Genomic DNA, 19480 nt, shown 5'->3' with positions numbered 1-19480 from the left:
TCATAACGCAAGTAACAGGCATTGTGGATTTGCTAACATGAACTAACCACCATGATGACTGCGGAACAACTAGCCAACATTCCGACCGGCCCCGGCGTTTATCAGTTTAAGAACACGGCGGGCGAGGTGATCTATGTTGGGAAGGCCAAGAACTTGCGCGCGCGGGTGCGCTCGTATTTTCTGGAAGCGCGGCTGGCGGAGGCCAAGACGGACACGCTGGTGCGCGAGGCCGACAGCGTCAGCACCATCATTGTGGACAACGAGCGCGAGGCGCTGGCGCTGGAGAACAATCTCATCAAGCAGCTTCAGCCGCGCTACAACATTTTGCTGCGCGACGACAAGACGTATCCTTACATCAAGCTGACCGTGGCCGAGAAATATCCGCGCGTATATGTCACGCGGCGGTTGAAGAAGGACGGCTCGCTCTACTTTGGGCCTTATTTTCCCGGCAATCTGGCGCACCGGCTTTCGAGTTTTATTCACCGCACGTTTCTGGTGCCGTCCTGCACCGTCGATCTGACGCGCACGCACGCGCGGCCCTGTTTGCAATTTCACATTCACCGCTGCCAGGGGCCGTGCGTCGCCGGACTCACCACCGACGAGCTTTACGCGGAAGCGGTGGCGGACGTGAAGTTGTTTCTGGAAGGGCGCAATCACGATCTGGCACAGATGCTGAAGCGGCGCATGGCGGACGCCGCCGAGCACGAGCGATTCGAGGAGGCCGCAGCGTGCCGCGATCTGCTTACCACGGTCGAGGACCACGCCGACCGGCAGAAGATGGCGGCGACGGAGGGCGAGGAGATCGACATCTTCGGCTATCACCGCGAAGGCCCGCTGGTGGCCGTCAACATCTTCCACACCCGCTACGGGCGCGTGCTCGACCGCCGCGAATTTTTCTGGGAGAGCCAGCACGACTTCGATGCGCCGGAGTTTTTCTCCTCGCTCCTCAAGCAGCTCTATCTCGACGCTCGCTACATCCCCGCCATCCTGCACGTGCCAGTGGACTTTGAAGACCGCGAGCCGCTGGAAGAGTTGCTCGGCGAGCGTCGTTCCGCCGAGACGGGCAGGAAAACCAGCGTAGAGATTCACACGCCGCAGCGCGGGCCCAAGCGCGCCATGATGGAGCTGGCCGAGCGCAACGCCGCACTGAGTTTCGAGCAGCGCTTCCGCATCCTGCAACCCTCCGCGAAGATGATCGCCGAGGGATTGCAGGAGGCGCTCGACCTGCCCGAGCCGCCCGCGCGCATCGAGTGCTTCGACATCTCGCACATTCAAGGTTCCGACACGGTGGCGTCCATGGTGGTGTGGGCGGACGGCAAAATGCAGAAGGGCGAGTACCGCAAGTTCATCGTGAAGACCGTCGCAGGCATCGACGATTTCGCCTCGATGCGCGAAGTGGTGGGCCGCCGCTATCGCCGCTTGCAGGAGGAAGCCGCGCAGAAGCCTGCGCGGGAAGACGCCACCCCGTTCCCCAGTTTAGTTTTGATCGACGGCGGCATCGGACAGTTGCACGCCGCCGCGGCCGCGCTCGAAGAGTTGGGCATCATCAACCAGCCGCTGGCTTCAATCGCCAAGCGCGAGGAAATTTTGTACGTGCTGGGACACGAGCATGAGCCGGTGCGCCTCGATCATCACTCGCCGGTGCTGCGCCTCGTCCAGCAGATACGCGACGAGTCGCACCGCTTCGCGGTGAAGTTCCACCGCCAGCGCCGCGACTCACGGCAGTTGCGCAGCGAGTTGCTCGACATCCCCGGCATCGGCCCGGCAACAGCCCGCAAACTCCTGGAACATTTCGGTAGCATCGAGAATCTGCGCCGCGCCACGCCGGAAGATTTAGAGCAGGTGCTGACAAAGGCGCAGTCCGCCGCGCTGTGCCACGCTCTTGCCAGCCAGGCTAATTAGTCGGCGCACGAAAGTGCCGCGCGAAACGAATGGATACAGTCGCGGCTATTGGGCGGTGTCCTATCGTGGTGTTTCCTCCGTGTACCTCTGCGTCCTCTGCGGTTAAACATCTTTCCTAACCGCAGAGGACGCAGAGGTACACGGAGGACCGCCACGAAACACTGGCATTGATTATGAAGATTATCGTGATTCGGGAACATCTCGGCTTCCATGAGACGGCCCCGATTGCCAGCCTGCCCGGAGGGCAGGACTGTGAATAGCCGCAAGTGAAACCTCCGGGACGAATCCCCATATCAAATTCGGCCCTGGAGGGGCCACGGTTTCCCCACATGCAAGCATCGTCTGGCAATTTGAATGGTCAACCCCTCCGGGGTTGTTTCGGTTGGGGACGCGGTAGTCCGTAGGTTGGCACCTACGGCTATTCACGGTGATGCCCTGCGGGCATCTGCGGGATGGATGGTCATGTGAGGGGGCCTGGATTAGGCGTGAAAGCTACTGGAAAATTTGGAAAAGTTGTCACGGGAGAATCCTGGGGCAACTCGCGGGTGATCATCGGCGGGCGATTCGGAGCGCGAGGTGGGCGGAGGGTCTGCTTTCCCCAGCGCGTCCCCCCGAGATAAAAAAGCAGGTCCTTCGCTACGCTCAGGATGACGACGGGTTTAGTATGACGGGTTTAGTATCTTGCGGGAGTGCGGAAACGAAGCAATCCGAGCACCATGGATTTTCGCGGGCAACCCCGCGTGGCTGGATGATGTCCAACTGTGCGGTGCCAGCCCCTACGGGAAGGGCGGTTTTCTGTGTCCAAATTTCAGCTAACCAGAATGATTTTAATCTTTTGTTGGCGCCCCTTTGGCATGACGATCAGCATGACGTTTTGCTTGACTTGGACGGGGAGCGAGACCTACAATAACACTAAGTTTGAGCACGGGATTCAGGAAAGCGGGTCGAACTATGCAGTCCTATTTTCAACAGACCAAACGGGAGGCCCCTGAAAGCCGTCGGGACAACTCGCAGCGCAGCTCGACGCGGTGGCTGTTATCGACTGCGCGAATCGCCATGCTGATTGGCTGGGCGATGTTCCTGGGAGGCCAGTATTTATTGGCTCCGCTGCATGCTCAAGAGAAGCAGGGCGAGGCCAAGGACCTGGTCGGACAGAGCGAAGCCAAGGGCATGAGCGACAAGGATCGCCAGCGCGCCCGCGAGTCGCTTGAAAAAGAATTGGCCTCGGCCTTCAAGAAGTGGCTCAACGAAGACGTCGGCTACATCATCACCGACGAAGAGCGCAAGGTCTTCCTGACCCTGGCCAATGACGAGGAGCGCGAGCAGTTCATCGAGCAGTTCTGGCTGCGCCGCAGCCCCGATCCCGAGGCACTCACCAACGATTACAAGGAAGAGCATTACCGGCGCATCGCCTACGCCAATCAGCATTACGCCAGCGGCATCCCCGGCTGGAAGAGTGATCGCGGGCGCATGTACATCATGTACGGACCACCGGACGAAGTGGAAGCGCATCCTTCCGGCGGGCACTACGAAAGGCCTATGGAAGAAGGCGGCGGATCAACTTCCACGTTCCCGTTTGAAGTCTGGCGCTATCGCTACATCGAAGGCATCGGCCAGAACGTGGAGCTTGAGTACGTCGATCCAACCATGACTGGCGAGTATCGTTTCACCATCGACCCGGCGGAGAAGGACGCGCTACTCTACGTGCCCGGTGCCGGCCTGTCGCAGATGGAAGAGATGGGCCTGTCGTCGAAGGTGGACCGCTTCACGCGCACCGACGGCACGCGCATGCCCAAGCGCATGATTGACTCCAGCCCCGGCGCGGGCTACGCGACCTCGACGCGCTACGGCGGACAGTTTGATCGTCTGGCGCTGATGGCCAATATCAACAGGCCTCCGGCGATCAAGTTCAAGGATTTGGAAGAGGCCATCTCGACCAACATCCGCTTCAACGTGCTGCCGTTTCAGGTGCGCACCGACTTCGTGAAGATCACCGATAGTTCGGTGCTCTCGGCGTTCACGATTGGTCTGCTCAACAAGGACCTGGCGTTCAATAACTCCACCGGCGTGCAGAAGGCCGTGGTGAACATCTTCGGGCGCATCACCACGCTGACGCGCCGTGTAGTCCAGACATTTGAAGACACCATCGCGCTGGACATCCCGGAATCATTGCTCGAACAGTCGCTCGAAAAGAAGTCCATCTACTGGAAGTCCATCCCGTTGCGCCCGGGCCTCTATCGCCTGAGCCTGGCGCTGAAGGACGTGAACAGCGGCAACCTCGGCACATTGGAGATGCGGCTGGAAGTTCCCTTGTTCAAGGAAGACGAGTTCTCGGTCAGCTCGTTGATCCTCGCGGATCAACTGGAGAAAGTGCCCACCAAGCGCATCGGCATCGGCCAGTTCGTGATCGGTGATTCCAAAGTCCGTCCGGCGGTGGGCGAGACATTCAAGCGTGAGCAACGTCTGGGCGTCTACATGCAGGTCTATAACATCAAGCCGGACATCAGCGGCGCGCGCCCCGCGGCAACCATCAAGTATCAATTGCTGAAGGGCGACAAGGCGGTCTTTGAATCCACGGAGAACGCCGCCGACCTGCCCAACTCCTCACCCAGTCAGGTAAACATCGAAAAACTCATGCCGCTCACATCGCTCGAGCCTGGCAAATACAAACTCAAAGTAACGGTAACCGACACCAACACCAACCAGTCCATTTCGCCCGCGGCCGATTTCACGATCGAATAGACATCGCGTAATTCGGGGAGGAGTATCGTGAGCTTGCACTATTTCGCGCGCGTGTTCCGTGCCCAGACAAAAGTAGCGTCATTGCTGGCGCTATTGGCGGTGGCTCCAGCAAGTGCGATGGCCGCCGGCGGCGTTGAGGCCACGGAGTTTGGCATCATCGCGGGCAAGATCACGGATCGTCGGGGCGCGGCACAGGCCGGGGTTCCCGTGAGCATCCTCTCGCCTGGGGGACGCGTCGTAGCGCGCGCCACCACGCAGACCACCGGCCGCTTCAGCGTGCCGAAACTTGCACCCGGCATCTACTCGGCGGAAGTAGTCAGTCCCAGTTTTCTTCCCTACCTCAAGACGGCCATCGCGGTAAAAGCAGGTGGTCTGGCGCTGCTCGACATCAGCCTGTACAAGCTGGCCGAGTCGGTGGAGTTTTCGATCCCCAGCAGCATCGAGCAGGCCAGCGAAGATTGGAAGTGGGTTCTGCGTGCGCAGCATCCGACGCGGCCCGTGTTGCGATTCCAACAGAATGGACCAGACCGGTCCGTCGCAGTCAGCAATGGCGAAGCCGCCTCGATTGATCCGCGCGAGCGCGCGTTGCATGGCACCGTGAAACTTCTGGCGGGCGACGATAGAGCGGGCTTCGGCCATGACTCTGGCCTGCAAACATCGTTCGATATGGATTATCAGCTCGGCGCAAACCAGTCGCTGGGCCTCACCGGCTCGGCGGGTATCAAGCAGGGCACGCCCGCCACCAGTCTGCATATTTCCTGGGACCGTCAGGATGGCGACCGCGCGACCACGCATATCACGGCCACGGCCCGCCAGCTTTTCCTGCCACGTGAATACTGGGTCAGCCAGTTTGGCCCCGACGCGCCCAGCGGCGAGAGAGTGCAGTCCGTCACATTTGGCTACGCGCAGGAGCGCCAGATTACGAACGCTATCACCGCCGAGTTCGGCTCGCTGCTGGACTCCTTCAGCCTCAATGGACAGACCTTCCAGTTGAGCCCGTACGGACGAGTCGTATATGCAACGCCGTCCGGCGGACTGCTCACCGTTTCCTACGCGGGGATTGGCCCGCGCGCAATTCCTTCCGGATGGGATACGCAGAAGCAGGCGGCGGAGCAGTGGCTGGCTATTCCGCAGATCAGCGCGGGGGTAGACGGAACGCCCGTCATGGAATCCGGTCGGCACGCAGAAGCAAGTTGGGAGCAACATTGGATCGATCCAGTGTTCGCCACACAAATGCGGACAGAGGCTTCCTTCTTCCTTGATTCTCTAGAAGACGCGGCGTTGACCATCGCCTTCCCGCGCAAAGCTTCCGGCGCAGAGGTCCTCCCCTCGGGAATGCTGCGTGATCCATTCTCCAATCGCCAATTCATCAGCGCGGGCAACTACCGCTCGGCGGGTGCGCGGGCCGCAATCTCCACGGAGATCAGCCCTGGCGTGGCCCTGATTGCCGCGTATAGCTACGCCGGATCAATGGTTGCCTCCACCGAGGCCCCGGTCATCGAAAGCGCGCAGCAGCTTCGGGAAGTTTTGCGCATGCAGCGCAGTCACTCCGTGGCATTGAAGATCGACTCGACGATGCCGGGATTACGCACCCACGTGATCACTTCCTATCGCTGGTTGCCCGAGCGCGCCATAACTGTCGCCGATCCCTATAATCGCGGCATCGGTCAGGCCGATCCCTATCTTAGTGTCTATATCCTGCAGCCTCTTCCCTCCCCCAATATCCTCCAAGGCCAGTTTGAGGCCATCGCTGACTTCACTAACCTGCTAGCCGATGGCTATCTGTCGGTGCGCTCAGCGAGTGGAATTCAGGGAACTTTGTTCCCTGCGGCCAGAGCCTTCCGCGGCGGCTTTAATTTCGTATTCTAGAATTTGTATCGCCATAACAGAAAAAGCGTTGCTTGCATTTTTGTAGACTTTTCTACATTTTTGCATAGGAACCATTCGCTTTTCCGGAGAAGGCCCATTCAGGCTCTGTTGAGTGGCATCAACATATTGATACTAAATCGGTTAAAATAGTTTGGAAGCAACGGATAATTGGTACATGAAGTGCAATCAGTTTGCCTAGTCATTGTTCGTCCCGATCTCGGTCAAGGCTGCGCATTCGCTTAAGTGAAACTACTGGAAAACAGACCCCAAGTCGCGCGCTACCTCCTGGCATCGTTGATGCTGGTGTCGCTGGTCCTCGCAGTGGCCAACTGGCAGCAGCGGCGCACGGTTCAGATCCCATCCGATGGCGTGCTCTGGTCAGAAACCGCTTTGGGCCTGGTCGCCAGGAATATCGAATCCGGCGGGCCGGCGGCAAGGGCTGGCGTGCGCAGTGGCGACATTCTCTACGCCACCCAAAACGGCGGGCACACGGACCAGATTAAGTCGTTGGAGGAATTGACGCGCCGCCTCTACGCAGCCACCCCGGACACTGCCGTGGACTACACGGTCATCCGCGAGGGCGCGCCACTAACGATTCATCTGAGGCTGGCGGCTCGGGCCGACTCCACGCCGTTGCAAACTGTTCTGTGGATCGCCGGATTGTTCTACCTGATGTTGGGCGCATGGGTACTGTGGCGCAGAATGCGGGCTCCGCGGGCGCGGCTATTTGTGCTTTACTGCCTCACTTCATTTGTCCTGTTCGCCTTTTCTTACTCGGGAAAATTCGACTCACTGGATTGGCTCATCTATTGGACGGATGCGGCGGCAATGCTGTTGCAGCCGGCACTATTCGCGCACTTCTGCCTGACGTACTGGCAATCGGCTGGCGCGAATCGCCCAGCATCCTCCGCCAGCGCGGGGAACCTGCGCTTTGGCATTTACGCTTCGGCCACGTTGCTGGGTCTCCTCCACATTGGCTTCGCGCTCGGAGTACTCACATCCGCTTCGGCCCCCTTGAGCGACTCGAGCTGGTGGATGGATCGCATCGAGACCGGGTATCTGGCGGCGATGTACATGCTGGGCACGGGACTGTTGGCAGCGGCGCTGCGCAGGGCTACTTCTCGCCCGTCTGGGTCCCGCCAGCTTTGGAAGCAGATGGCTTGGGTGCTCGGCGGAGCGCTGGCGGGATTGGCTCCCTTCGTGGTGAACTATGCCGTCCCATATTTCTTGGGGATCGTTGCGCAACCGTGGATGGCGTTGTCGGCAATGTCGCTGATCGCGCTGCCCGCCGGCATGGCCTACGCCATGGCGCGCCACCGGCTTCTCGATGTGGACATTGCCATCGGTCGCGGCGTAGCCTGGACGCTGGCCACCGGCCTGTTGGTGGGATGCTACATGGGCGCTGCAGCGCTGGCGGGCGACTTGTTCCGCCGCACCATTCCAGATGTGGGAACCTTGGGGTTGATCGCAGCAGTGATCGCCACAGGTTTGCTGCTACGCCCTCTGCAAAGCTGGATTCAGCGCCAGTTGGATGAGAGTTTTCTCCGCCACCGCTATGATTATCGTCAGGCCGTCCTGTACCTGGGACATCAGCTTGGCCGCCATACGGACCGGGAGGAGATGGTCCGCTCGCTGCTTGATCCTCTGACGCAGTTGCTGGAGTTGGACCGCGCCGCCGTATTCATTCCCGCGGCAAATGGCGGTTACCAGATATTTCTGGAGTGCGGGATGGAGAACGACGGACTGAGCGCGGACACTCGCGCGCAGGAATCGGCGAGCGCTGGCGACGGGCACACTGCTGATTTCGGCTATATCGGCCTGCTGGAAGAATCCGCTGGCGAATCGGGGTCGCGGGGCCTGCGGCGGCGGCGTGATTGGTTGCATTTTCCCGGCTGGCCGGAATGGGACCAAGCGGACCGGGACGACTCCGACCCGATCCATCAAGAGATGTGGGAACACCCGCAATGGCACCGGTCCCTGCGTGACATGAGAATGCCGTACTACTTCCCATGCCGCGCCAAGGACCGCTTAGTGGCCGTGCTCGGCCTTGGCCGAACGACCGGAGGCGAGCTGCTCCCGGAGCAGGACGTCGCGCTGGTGGAGACGCTCTGCGGTTATCTGGCATTGGCGCTGGAGAGTGGTTCGCTGCTCGAGTCTCTCACCGAAAAGGCGCGGCAGTATGCCGACCTGCAACAGTTCGGCGAAAACATTCTGGAGTCCATCAACGTCGGCTTGCTCGCCGTGGATCTCGAAGACCGCGTAGAGGCCATCAATACACCGCTCGAGCTGATGCTTCCCCTGCCCTTCCGTCAGGCGAAAGGCAGCCCGCTGCACGAGCTGCTGCCCGCCGATCTGCTGGCTGAATACGACCGCAGCCGCGAAGATATGGGCATCCACAACATCAATCGCTATCGCGTCGTTGGTGACAACAATGGCGGTAGTGGACAGGAACGTGTCCTGAACATTTCCATCGCCCCGCTGCTTTCGCGCAACTGCGAGTGCATTGGCCGCCTGATGGTGTTTGATGATGTAACGGATCGCGTGGCTCTGGAGTCGCAGCTCGCGCAGGCTGACAAGCTCTCCTCCATCGGCTTGCTGGCGGCCGGCGTGGCGCATGAAGTCAACACACCGTTGACGGTCATCTCCACGCAGGCACAGATGCTGCAAAAGGCGCTGGAAAAGATGTTGGCCCGTCCGCATCAGGACCGACCGACTGACGCTCCTGCGGCATCGCCTACTGGCGGCAACGGGAGCGAGACTGCGGAAAAGGCTTCCAAAATTGTGGAGCGAATCATCAGTCAGACGTTCCGCGCATCGGAGATTGTCAACGGCCTACTGAAGTTCTCGCGCAGCAATCTCTCGCGAGGCAACGGCCCGCGCGATGCGGCAACGTCCGGCGTGGCTGAGGACTTCGCTCCGGTGGATATGAACCAATTGATCTCGGAAACTCTGCTGCTGGTGGATCATCCGCTCAGAGCGTCGCAGATTCAGACGGAAACGCATTTGGAACCAGGCCTTGCACTCATCTCCGGGCACAGCGGGAAACTACAGCAGGTGTTGCTGAACCTGATCCTCAACGCGCGCGACGCCATGGCGCACGGCGGTCGTCTGCGGCTGACCACGTGGACGGAGGAAGGCTCTGTGCATGTCGAAGTCCGCGACACTGGAGTGGGCATCGCGCCTGAAGTTCTGCCCAGGATTTACGATCCATTCTTTACCACCAAATGGCCGGGGAAAATTCCCGGACGCGATCCCGCCAACTGGACGGGGTTGGGATTGGCGGTCACCTACGGGATCATTCAGGAACACTCCGCCGTGATCCGTGTGGAGAGCAAGCCCGGCGCGGGAACCCGCTTCGAACTGCAATTCCCCGCATTGAGGAAACCTGTTCATGCCTGAATCGCGTGGGTCGTTGCTGGTGATTGACGATGAGCCACAGCTTCGCGAAAGCCTTGAGGAACTGCTCTCGAGCGAGGGCTATCTGGTCGATAGCGCCGCGAACGGCGAAGAGGGGCTGGGGCGGATCGAAAAGCGTGTCTACGATCTGGTTCTGCTCGATGCCGCGCTGCCCGATCAAAGCGGAATTGATGTGCTGCAAAAGATTCGCGCCAGCAACCCCGCGCTGGCCGTGGTGATGATCACCGCCTATGGCTCGGTCGAGCGCGCCGTCGAGGCCATCCACCACGGCGCCAACAATTACATCACCAAGCCCTGGGACAATGAACGGCTGCTCGCCGAGATATCCATACTGGTCCGGCAGCAGCGGCTCACTGAAGAGAATCGTGAGCTGAAGCGCACGCTGAAGCAGCGCTACGCGTTTACAGAAATCATCGGCAAGAGCGAAGCCATGCGCAAAGTGCTGGAGCTGGTGGGTCAGGTGGCCCCCGCACGCGCCACTGTGCTAATCCAGGGCGAGAGTGGCACCGGCAAGGAACTGATCGCCAAAGCCATTCACGCCAACAGCACGCGCATGGACAAACTCTTCGTTCCCGTCAACACCGGCAGCCTGCCCGTGGACCTGCTGGAGAGCATCCTGTTCGGGCATGTCCGCGGCGCGTTCACCAGCGCGGTGGCCTCCAAAAAAGGACTGTTCGAGCTGGCCGATCACGGCACGCTATTCTTTGACGAGATTGGAACAGTCGGCGTCGAAACCCAAACCAAACTTCTGCGCGTTCTGCAGGAACGCGAGTTCATGCCACTCGGCAGCAACGAAACGATTCACGTGGACGTACGCGTGGTAACCGCCACCAACGTGGACTTGCAACGCATGGTGGAGGATGGCAAGTTCCGCGAGGATCTTTTTTACCGGTTGAACGTGATCACGATTACCCTGCCCCCGCTGCGCGCGCGCCGTGAGGATGTGCCCCTGCTGGCGGAGCACTTCTTCCGCAAGTTCTGCGCGGAAAACAGCAAACCTCCGCGACACTTTTCTCAGGAAGCTCTGCGCCTGCTGCTCGATTATGATTGGCCAGGAAATGTGCGCGAGTTGGAAAATGCCGTCGAGCGCGCCGTCATTCTTTCACCGGGCGAGGAAGTCGGCCCGGAGATGCTCCCCGAGGCCATCCTCAAAACCGGAAAAAAACTGTGGCGACTGCTGCCCACTCTGGGAGGCAGCCCGCAGGCTTCGCTGTTTGAGATCATGGACGAGTGCGAGCGCCGCATCATCCTGGAAATGCTCGACCGCACCAAGGGCAATCAGACAGAGGCCTCCGAGCGGTTTCAGATTCCCTTGTCCACGCTGAATCAGAAAATTAAACGTCTCAGCATTGAAGTGAATAAGAAGAAGCGCGAGAGCAATGGCAATTAGCTACGCAGTTTGAATCGCTGTATCTTCCCAGTAGCTGTTTTGGGTAGCTCGGGAACGATCTCGACCCAGCGCGGAATTTTGTAGCCAGCAAGTTTCCCTTTCAAAAATGTCCGCAGATCATCTTCGTTTGGCGCTGTCGCGCCATTCTTGAGAACGATGAAGACCTTGGGCTTCACCAACTCGTCCTCGTCCGCCTGGCCGACGATGGCTGATTCCAGAACGCTCGGATGAGCGATGATCGCATTCTCAACTTCCACCGGCGAGACCCACTGGCCTGAACACTTCAGCATGTCGTCGGCGCGGCCGCAATAGCAGAAATAGCCATCGGGATCGACGTAATACTTGTCGCCCGTAACCAGCCATTCGCCCACCATGGTGGCCTTGGATTTGCCGTGTTTGCGCCAGTAGAATGCCGCGGCGCTATCGCCGCTCACCCAGAGATTTCCAATATCGCCAGGCGCCAGCGCATTTCCCGCTTCATCCACAATCCTGGCCTCGTATCCCGGAACGATCCTTCCACTGGTGCCGGGACGAATATCGCCGGGGCGATTGGAGATAAATATGTGCAGCATCTCCGTGGACCCAATGCCATCGAGTATCTCCACGCTGAAGCGCTCCTTGAAGCGGTGAAACAGTTCATCGGGAAGCGCCTCCCCCGCCGACACTCCGTAGCGCACGCTGGAGAGGTTCCGCTGGGTGTCTGGTTTTGGGGGCACCTGAAGCATCGCGGCGTAGAGCGTTGGAACGCTGAAAAAAAGCGTCGGCCGAAACTTCTCGATGTATTCCAGAATGGTCTCGGGCTTGGGGCGGTGTGGATTGTAGACCACCGACGCGCCGACGGCGAACGCAAAGTAGGAACCATTGCCCAGGCCATAGGCGAAGAACAGCTTGCTGGCGGAGAAGAAAATATCCTGGGCTGAAATTTTCAGGATATTGCGCGCGTATAGCTCGGTGGAGACAATCATGTCATGGTGCAGATGCACGGCGCCCTTCGGCCCTCCGGTGCTGCCGGAAGTGTAGAGGAAAAACGCCATGTCGTCTTTGGAAGTGGGTTCAGCGGCAAGCGCGGGAGAGGCGGCGGCCAGCGCCTCGCTCAGGCGATGAAATCCGTAGTGCGCTTTCATTGGCGGCACGGTCGTTACCATCTGCGACTGGGCAGGCACCGACGGCATGACCAGAACATGCAACAGGCTTGGTGCCTGCGCCAGCAAAGGCTGAAGATCGGGCCAGAGGTCATCCTGGACCACTAATACGCGCGCGCCGCTGTCGTTGAGAAAATAGAGCAGGTCTTCCGGCTTGGCCGCCGTATTAACTGGAATGGGGATGGCGCCGATCTTAGCGGCGCCAAAGAATACAGCGACGAACTCAACTGAGTCCGGTATGGCCAGGAGCACACGATTTTCCTGCTCCACACCCAAGGTGCGCAGCGCGTTGCCCGCACGATTCATGGCCTCGGCAAGCTGCTCGTAGGTGGTGGTGCGGCCCTCCTCATAGATGGCAATTGTGCCGCCGCGTCCCTGCTCAATATTGCTGTCGATGAAATAGCTGGCGATATTCAGCGTGGTGGGAATGTCCACCACGGGGATCACATCCGTTGGAGCATTTGAAGGCATCTTGATTCTCCCAAACCAGAAATTAATCGAGCGGCATAGAGACAATCACTTCGAGAATGTCGCCATCGCTCAAGCCAAGCACGTTGCGCAGATGATGCTGCGAAACGATCTCCAAAATATCGGTATGCACCGTCACCTCTGGCAAAATTACCCATGCTTGTTGCACACTCTCGCTGTGAGTGCGCAAGGTGATCGCCGCGAGATATCCGGGACAACTGCCGGCCATGCCGGGCTCGGAGACCAGGTCAAACCGCGTCCGCTGCGCAAACAACGCCGCCCACATTTGGGGAGCCACGCGAACATTCAACGTTCCAGGAAATGGCGGGATGCCCATCAACTCAGTCAATCGGCTACGCACCCACTCAATAGAAACAAAGAATGCACCCTGGCCCAGACCGCTGGCCACCACTCCGGGGATGATCCACACATCCGAATGAGTCATAGTCACTTCGTACTGGCGAGCTTCTTGTTCTTGGCGCTCATGCCTTCCCAGCGTTTGACGAGATTCACGTCTACGCCGAACAGATCGAGCACGCGACCGACCGTGTGATTCACCATGTCGTCAAGTGTCTTCGGGAAATTGTAAAATGCCGGAACCGGCGGCGAGATAATGGCCCCGATCTCGGCGGCCTGCACCATCAGGCGCAGATGGCCCAGATGTAGAGGGGCTTCTCGCACCATCAGTACCAGTTTGCGACGCTCCTTGAGCGTAACGTCGGCGGAGCGGCTGAGCAGGTCCAGACTCAGAGAGTTGGCGACCGCCCCGAGGGTCTTCATGGCGCAGGGCGCGACGATCATGCCCTCGACGGGAAATGATCCGCTCGAGGGTTTGGCGCCGATATCCAGAATGTTGTACGACTCATGCGCCAGCGCCCGCACTTGATCAATCGTAAAGCTCGTCTCGTAAGCGATCGTTCGTTCCGCCGCCTTGGACATCACCAGGTGCGTCTCCACGCCCGGCACGGTTCTGAGCATCTGCAACATGCGAATGCCGTAGATCGCGCCCGTCGCACCGGACATACCGATGATGAAGCGGCGCGGCTCCGGTTTGCCATTCTTCTGAATTTTGCTGGACATGATCTACCTCAATTGGAATTCGGGTGTCTTCAGGTCGCTCCCGATCGTCAAATCCGGCACGACACTGTGATTCATCCATGAAACTATGGATTTTATCAGATTTTTGCATTCATCATGGTTTTTGGATACTCCGGATGATTGCTTCCTGGCACACACATTGAATTTCACCCACGGACTTTGCGAAGATGAAGTATTGGGCCTGCCCGCCAGCGCAGCCAACAATCAAATGAACGATAACCTTTACGCCATCATCGAGAGTTGTTTTCCCACCGACCGCAGTTGCGTATTGCTGGAGACGGACGCGCGGGCGATCTACACCTACTCGGACTTTGCCCTATGGACCGGGAAGTATGCCGCGTGGCTCGCATCGAAAGGTGTGCGTCCGGGCGACCGAGTGCTGGCGCAGACGGACAAGTCGCCTCACCTGCTGATGCTCTGCTACGCCTGCATTCGTATGGGCGCCATTTTTGTACCCCTGAACCCCACCAGCCGCCGAGGAGAGATTCAAGTAATCCTGGAAGACGCCGATCCCCGCATGGCCATCTGCCATCCGCGACGGCGCGAGGAATACGAGTCGCTCCGGAAGGAGATGCAGACAAGTTTTGCCATGTCCACGATGGATGTCTCCGGCTACGGAGAAGCCTACGAGGAGGCGAAGACTATTGAATCAACGACTCGCATTGAAGACTGTTCCGGCAGCGACGTCGCTGCGTTGATGTACACATCTGGAACCACGGGCCGTCCCAAGGGAGCCATGATCACGCATCGCAATCTATATGCGAACGGTGCGGCGCTGCGTGAATTCTGGCGCTGGCGAAGCAGCGAAGTTCTGCTTCATTCGCTGCCGCTCTATCATCTGCACGGTTTATTCGTGGCCACTGTCCCGACGTTATTGAGCGGGTCCCGGATCATTCTGCATCGGCGGTTTCTAGCTCCCGCTATACTGGCGGCGCTGCCTCACGCGACTATTTTCATGGGCGTGCCCACGTATTACACACGCTTGCTAAAGTCACCGCTCACGCGCGAGAGCTGCGGGAATATCCGGCTGTTCATCTCCGGATCGGCACCACTGCGCGAGCAAACCTTCCGCGAGTTTGAGCAACGGACAGGTCATGCCATCGTCGAGCGATATGGTATGACCGAGACGGGCGGCATCGCCTCCAGCCCGGTGGACGGGCAGCGGATTGGCGGCAGCGTTGGACTGCCTCTGCCAGGGTTTGATCTGCGCATCGCTGACGCAGCCGGGCAAGCTGTGTCAGACGGTGTAGTGGGGGAGGTTTTAATTCGCGGCGAGAGCGTATTCCCCGGATACTGGCGCCGCCCCGCCGAAACAGCGGAGGCTTTTTCATCCGATGGATTCTTTCGCAGCGGCGATCTGGGACGCCGCCTCGCCAACGGAGCCTATGCCATCGCCGGGCGCGCCAAGGATTTGATCATTACGGGTGGGATGAATGTGAATCCGAAAGAGATTGAGATCACGATCGACGCGTACCCGGGAGTAATGGAATCCGCCGTGATTGGTGTGCCCCATCCCGATTATGGCGAGGCCGTGGTGGCCATCGTGGTGCTGGACAGCAGAGGTGCGGCAAGCGCGGGGGAAGTCGGCGGAGCCGCTGAACTACTGTCGTGGCTGAAACGTGAGATTGCCGGCTACAAAATCCCCAGGAAGATATTTATCGTAAAGGAATTGCCGCGCAACGCCATGGGGAAGGTGCAAAAGAATTTACTGCGATCCGACCCGCGTTTCGAGGAGACATTTCGGGGGCTTGCAGCAAAAGACATTTCGAAGAACACCGATATCTCCGGTCCGTCAAAAAACTAAACCGTGGTGATTTCTTTTTCTTTGTTCCTGCCCATCTCATCGAGGCGCGCAATGGCCTGATCGGTGGTCTTCTGGACTTCCTCCATGTAACGGCGCTCGTCGTCTTCGGAGATTTGCTTGTCCTTGAGCATCTTCTTCAGGACTTCATTCACATCGCGGCGAACATTGCGGACGCCGGTGCGATGCGATTCGAGTATCTTATGCAGATGCTTGACCAGCTCCTTGCGCCGGTCTTCGGTAAGAGCGGGAATCGGCACGCGGATGAGCTTGCCGTCGTTAGCAGGATTCAGGCCCAGATCGCCGGCGCGAATGGCTCGTTCGATTTCGCCGAGGATGCTGGGGTCGAAGGGTTGAATGGTCAGCGTGGTCGCGTCGGTAACCGCGAGCTTGGCGGCTTCCTTGAGCGGCGTGGGCGTTCCATAATAATCAAACCGCACATGATCCAGCAAAGAGAGCGATGCCCGCCCGGTGCGCAGCGTGGACAACTCAGCGCGCAGATCGGCCTCCACCTTCTCCATCCTCTTTTTTGCTTCTTTGACAGTTTCCTGACTCATGGCTGTCCCTCCTGGACCTACTCAAGTCAATATTATACATCGGGGATGCGCAAGCAGAGGCAGTGGGCTGGCAAGCTCAAGCGGTAACGATTGAACCCACCTTTTCACCATGCACCACGCGGGAGATATTTCCAGACACATTCAGGTTAAAAACTATGATGGGTAGGTTGTTTTCGCGGCAGAGCGAAATGGCGGTCAAATCCATGACGCCAAGATTCTTCGACATCACGTCCCAGTAGGTCATCTGCTGGAACATGGTGGCATCCTTCACCTTCAGCGGATCGGCGTCATAGATGCCGTCCACTTTAGTGGCCTTCATGATTACCTGCGCCTTGATCTCCACTGCGCGCAAGGCCGCCGCCGTGTCGGTGGAAAAATACGGGCTGCCCGTTCCAGCGGCAAAGATGACTACTCGGCCCTTCTCCAAATGACGAATGGCCCGGCGACGAATGAACGGCTCGGCCACCTGATGCATCTGAATGGCGCTCATCACGCGGGTGCTAACGTCCAGCTTTTCGAGAGCATCTTGCAGCGCGAGAGCGTTGATCACCGTGGCCAGCATGCCCATGTGGTCGGCCGCCACGCGATCCATCTTCATCGCCGAAGCAGTAACGCCGCGGAAGATGTTGCCACCGCCAATCACGAGCGCGGTCTCAACTCCTGATTTTTGAACATCGGCGATCTCCTGCGCGATGTCCTGCGCGCGCGTGGGATCTACGCCGAAGCCCTGGGTTCCGCCCAAGGCCTCGCCGCTTAACTTCAACAGAATGCGCTGATAGATGGGTTTGGCCATCATGATGGGGGCTCTTGCAGTTCTACTGCGCCGAAACTTCACATACGGGTTGGATGCTCAATATCACCCAAGAACGAATGCGTGCTGGCTATGCCTGCACAGGTGCGGCCTGGCCAGCTGCTTGTCCGGCTGCTTGTCCAGATGATTGTCCAGCGGCTTCACCGACCTTGAAGTACACAAACCGCCGCACGCTTATATTCTCGCCCAGCTTAGCGATGGCCGAAGCAATCAACTGAGATACGGTCTGCGCCCCAGTGGGGTCCTTTACAAAATGTTGATCGAGCAGGCAAACCTCTTCGTAAAACTTCTCCATCTTGCCTTCAACGATTTTCTCAACCACCTTTTCGGGCTTACCAGTGGCCTTGGCCTGAGCACGGTAGATTTCTTTTTCTTTTTCCAGAATCTCCGGCGTCACTTCTTCCTTCCGGATGAAGCGAGGATTGGTGGCGGCGATGTGCATGGAGATATCGTGAGCGAGCTGCTGAAACACTTCGGTCCGCGCCACAAAGTCGCTTTCGCAATTCAGTTCAATCATCACGCCGATCTTGCCGCCGGCATGTATGTAATAACCGACCAGACCTTCCAGTGTCGCGCGTCCAGCACGCTTGGCGGCTGATGCCAGGCCCTTCTTGCGCAGCACGACTTCCGCGTCCGCGATGACGCCCTTGGCTTCAATCAGCGCTGAACGGCAGTCCCCAAATGGAGCGCCCGTGCGCTCGCGCAATTCCTTCACCAGTTGTGCGGAAACTTGAACATCGGACATGACGTGTTTCAATTCCTCTCTATTGCTTTCAATTTCGCTTGAGTGGGCTGTGTATCAAGTCCCCGCCGGCTGACCGGACCGCAGTCAGTGAGGATGAGGACTTCGGGCGGGACCGGGCAGATACACTACAAGCCCGCAAAACAAAATCCAGTTTTAGGCCTGTTGCTGAAGGATGCCAGGAACACTAACTCCGGACGGCATCGGATTCCGCGACCTCGGCTCCGGATGGCTCGGGAGGCAGATACCCGCTTCCGCTTCCGGTGCTGAGTGATTCCACCGTGGCAGGCGCCACCGCTGCAGGCTCGGCGGCAACGGGAATTAACCCTCGGTCGCCCGCCAATCCTTGGCCCTCGATCACGGAATCGGCTATCTTGGAGGTAAACAGACGGATGGCGCGCAACGCATCATCATTGCCGGGAATGGGGAAGCTCACGACGTTCGGGTCGCAGTTGGTATCCACCACGGCCACCACCGGTATGCCCAGCTTGCGGGCCTCGTTGACGGCGATCTCTTCCATGTTGGAATCGACTATAAACAGCATATCGGGCAAGCCCGGCATATCCTTGATGCCCGCCAAGTTCAGTTCCAGATGCTTGCGCTCGCGCTCCAGCTTGCTGACTTCTTTCTTGGTCAACATCTCGTAGCGGCCGTCTTGCGACATGACCTCGAGTTCCTTCATGCGCACAATGGACTTCTGAATGGTAACGTGATTGGTAAGCAGTCCACCGAGCCAACGCTGGTTGATGTAATACATGGAACAGCGCTTGGCTTCTTCGGCGATGGCTTCCTGAGCCTGGCGTTTGGTACCTACAAACAGCACGGTACGTCCGGTGGCAACGGTCTCGGCCACGTAGCGGGCCGCTTCTTTGAACAGCTTCAGGGTCTTTTGCAGATCGATGATGTGGATGCCATTGCGCTCCCCGAAGATGTATTCCTTCATCTTGGGGTTCCACTTACGAGTCTGGTGCCCGAAGTGGACGCCCGCCTCCAAAAGTTCTTTCATCGTAATTGCCGGCAAAAAGCCTCCTTCAGCACGCCCTGAAAACTGCCCATCAGGCACGGCCGTTAAACAAATAAAATCAACTAGTCTTGCCCAACTGGGGAGACCCTAATCCCGCCTCTGCACCCCAGTAGAAACCAAATTCCGTACTAGCGCTTGGAGAACTGGAAGCGCTTGCGAGCGCCCTTCTGTCCGTACTTCTTGCGCTCCTTCTGGCGCGGATCACGCGTCAGGAAACCTTCTTTTCGCAGGACCGGACGCAGCTCCGGATTGAACTCCAGCAGTGCGCGTGAGATACCCATGCGAACGGCGCCGGCTTGGGCGTTGTTGCCGCCGCCCTTGACGGTAATCAGCACGTCAAACTTCTCGGCCATGTCAACCAGTTGCAAGGGCAGGCGCACCTGACTGCGGCGAGTGGGTGTGAGAAAAAATTCGTCCGCGGTCTTGCCATTTACCTTATAGTTGCCCTGGCCGGGCCGCAGGAAAACCCGCGCCGTGCTGGTCTTGCGTCTGCCGGTTCCGTAGTACTGTTCCATTG

At 58.8% G+C, this 19480-nt stretch carries 14 protein-coding genes; 6 read left to right on the top strand and 8 right to left on the bottom strand.

The window, feature by feature from the left end; all coding sequences use genetic code 11:
- Nucleotides 1–51 precede the first annotated feature (51 nt).
- The 5 genes from uvrC to EXQ56_02690 all read left to right on the top strand — a co-directional run bounded on the left by uvrC (nucleotide 52) and on the right by EXQ56_02690 (nucleotide 11320).
- Nucleotides 52–1902 carry an excinuclease ABC subunit UvrC gene (gene uvrC / locus EXQ56_02710; GenBank protein ID MSO19366.1) on the top strand — a complete coding sequence of 617 codons (1851 nt, stop codon included), beginning with the start codon at nucleotides 52–54 and terminating at the stop codon, nucleotides 1900–1902.
- 951 nt (nucleotides 1903–2853) lie between these two features.
- A complete protein-coding gene (locus EXQ56_02705) occupies nucleotides 2854–4644 on the top strand; it encodes a GWxTD domain-containing protein (GenBank protein ID MSO19365.1) in 1791 nt (596 codons plus the stop codon).
- 27 nt (nucleotides 4645–4671) lie between these two features.
- The gene (locus tag EXQ56_02700) at nucleotides 4672–6513 is read left to right on the top strand and encodes a carboxypeptidase regulatory-like domain-containing protein (protein MSO19364.1); all 1842 of its coding nucleotides are present in this window, start codon (nucleotides 4672–4674) and stop codon (nucleotides 6511–6513) included.
- A gap of 243 nt (nucleotides 6514–6756) precedes the next feature.
- Nucleotides 6757–9912, top strand: a complete 3156-nt coding sequence (locus EXQ56_02695; protein ID MSO19363.1) for a PDZ domain-containing protein — start codon at nucleotides 6757–6759, stop codon at nucleotides 9910–9912.
- Nucleotides 9905–11320 carry a sigma-54-dependent Fis family transcriptional regulator gene (locus tag EXQ56_02690; GenBank protein MSO19362.1) on the top strand — a complete coding sequence of 472 codons (1416 nt, stop codon included), beginning with the start codon at nucleotides 9905–9907 and terminating at the stop codon, nucleotides 11318–11320. Before EXQ56_02695 ends, EXQ56_02690 begins: the two co-directional genes overlap by 8 nt.
- Here the strand turns inward: EXQ56_02690 and EXQ56_02685 are convergent.
- The 3 genes from EXQ56_02685 to EXQ56_02675 are packed head-to-tail and all read right to left on the bottom strand — an operon-like array spanning nucleotide 11317 to nucleotide 14010.
- Nucleotides 11317–12933: a benzoate-CoA ligase family protein gene (locus EXQ56_02685; protein ID MSO19361.1), complete on the bottom strand. Its 1617-nt coding sequence runs from the start codon at nucleotides 12931–12933 to the stop codon at nucleotides 11317–11319. The genes EXQ56_02690 and EXQ56_02685 overlap by 4 nt on opposite strands.
- Before the next feature lie 22 nt (nucleotides 12934–12955).
- Nucleotides 12956–13375, bottom strand: coding sequence for a DUF120 domain-containing protein (locus EXQ56_02680; protein ID MSO19360.1), 420 nt, complete (start codon nucleotides 13373–13375; stop codon nucleotides 12956–12958).
- A gap of 2 nt (nucleotides 13376–13377) precedes the next feature.
- On the bottom strand, nucleotides 13378–14010 hold the full coding sequence (locus tag EXQ56_02675) for a UbiX family flavin prenyltransferase (protein MSO19359.1): 633 nt from the start codon (nucleotides 14008–14010) through the stop codon (nucleotides 13378–13380).
- An 85-nt stretch (nucleotides 14011–14095) separates the two neighbouring features.
- Between EXQ56_02675 and EXQ56_02670 the strand changes: the two genes are divergently transcribed.
- Nucleotides 14096–15832, top strand: coding sequence for a malonyl-CoA synthase (locus tag EXQ56_02670; GenBank protein ID MSO19358.1), 1737 nt, complete (start codon nucleotides 14096–14098; stop codon nucleotides 15830–15832).
- Here the strand turns inward: EXQ56_02670 and EXQ56_02665 are convergent.
- The 5 genes from EXQ56_02665 to EXQ56_02645 form a co-directional block, all read right to left on the bottom strand.
- On the bottom strand, nucleotides 15829–16386 hold the full coding sequence (locus tag EXQ56_02665; protein ID MSO19357.1) for a ribosome recycling factor: 558 nt from the start codon (nucleotides 16384–16386) through the stop codon (nucleotides 15829–15831). The genes EXQ56_02670 and EXQ56_02665 overlap by 4 nt on opposite strands.
- 76 nt (nucleotides 16387–16462) lie before the next feature.
- Entirely contained in the window at nucleotides 16463–17179 is a 717-nt protein-coding gene (locus EXQ56_02660; protein ID MSO19356.1) for a UMP kinase, read from the bottom strand.
- Between the two features lie 88 nt (nucleotides 17180–17267).
- The gene (tsf, locus tag EXQ56_02655; protein MSO19355.1) at nucleotides 17268–17942 is read right to left on the bottom strand and encodes a translation elongation factor Ts; all 675 of its coding nucleotides are present in this window, start codon (nucleotides 17940–17942) and stop codon (nucleotides 17268–17270) included.
- A 184-nt stretch (nucleotides 17943–18126) separates the two neighbouring features.
- The gene (gene rpsB / locus EXQ56_02650; protein MSO19354.1) at nucleotides 18127–18960 is read right to left on the bottom strand and encodes a 30S ribosomal protein S2; all 834 of its coding nucleotides are present in this window, start codon (nucleotides 18958–18960) and stop codon (nucleotides 18127–18129) included.
- Nucleotides 18961–19091: 131 nt separating this feature from the next.
- Nucleotides 19092–19478, bottom strand: a complete 387-nt coding sequence (locus EXQ56_02645) for a 30S ribosomal protein S9 (GenBank protein ID MSO19353.1) — start codon at nucleotides 19476–19478, stop codon at nucleotides 19092–19094.
- Nucleotides 19479–19480: the final 2 nt, after the last annotated feature.

The organism is Acidobacteriota bacterium (genome assembly GCA_009691245.1).
Lineage (GTDB): Bacteria > Acidobacteriota > Terriglobia > 2-12-FULL-54-10 > 2-12-FULL-54-10 > SHUM01.
This window is presented reverse-complemented; position numbering and strand designations above follow the sequence as displayed.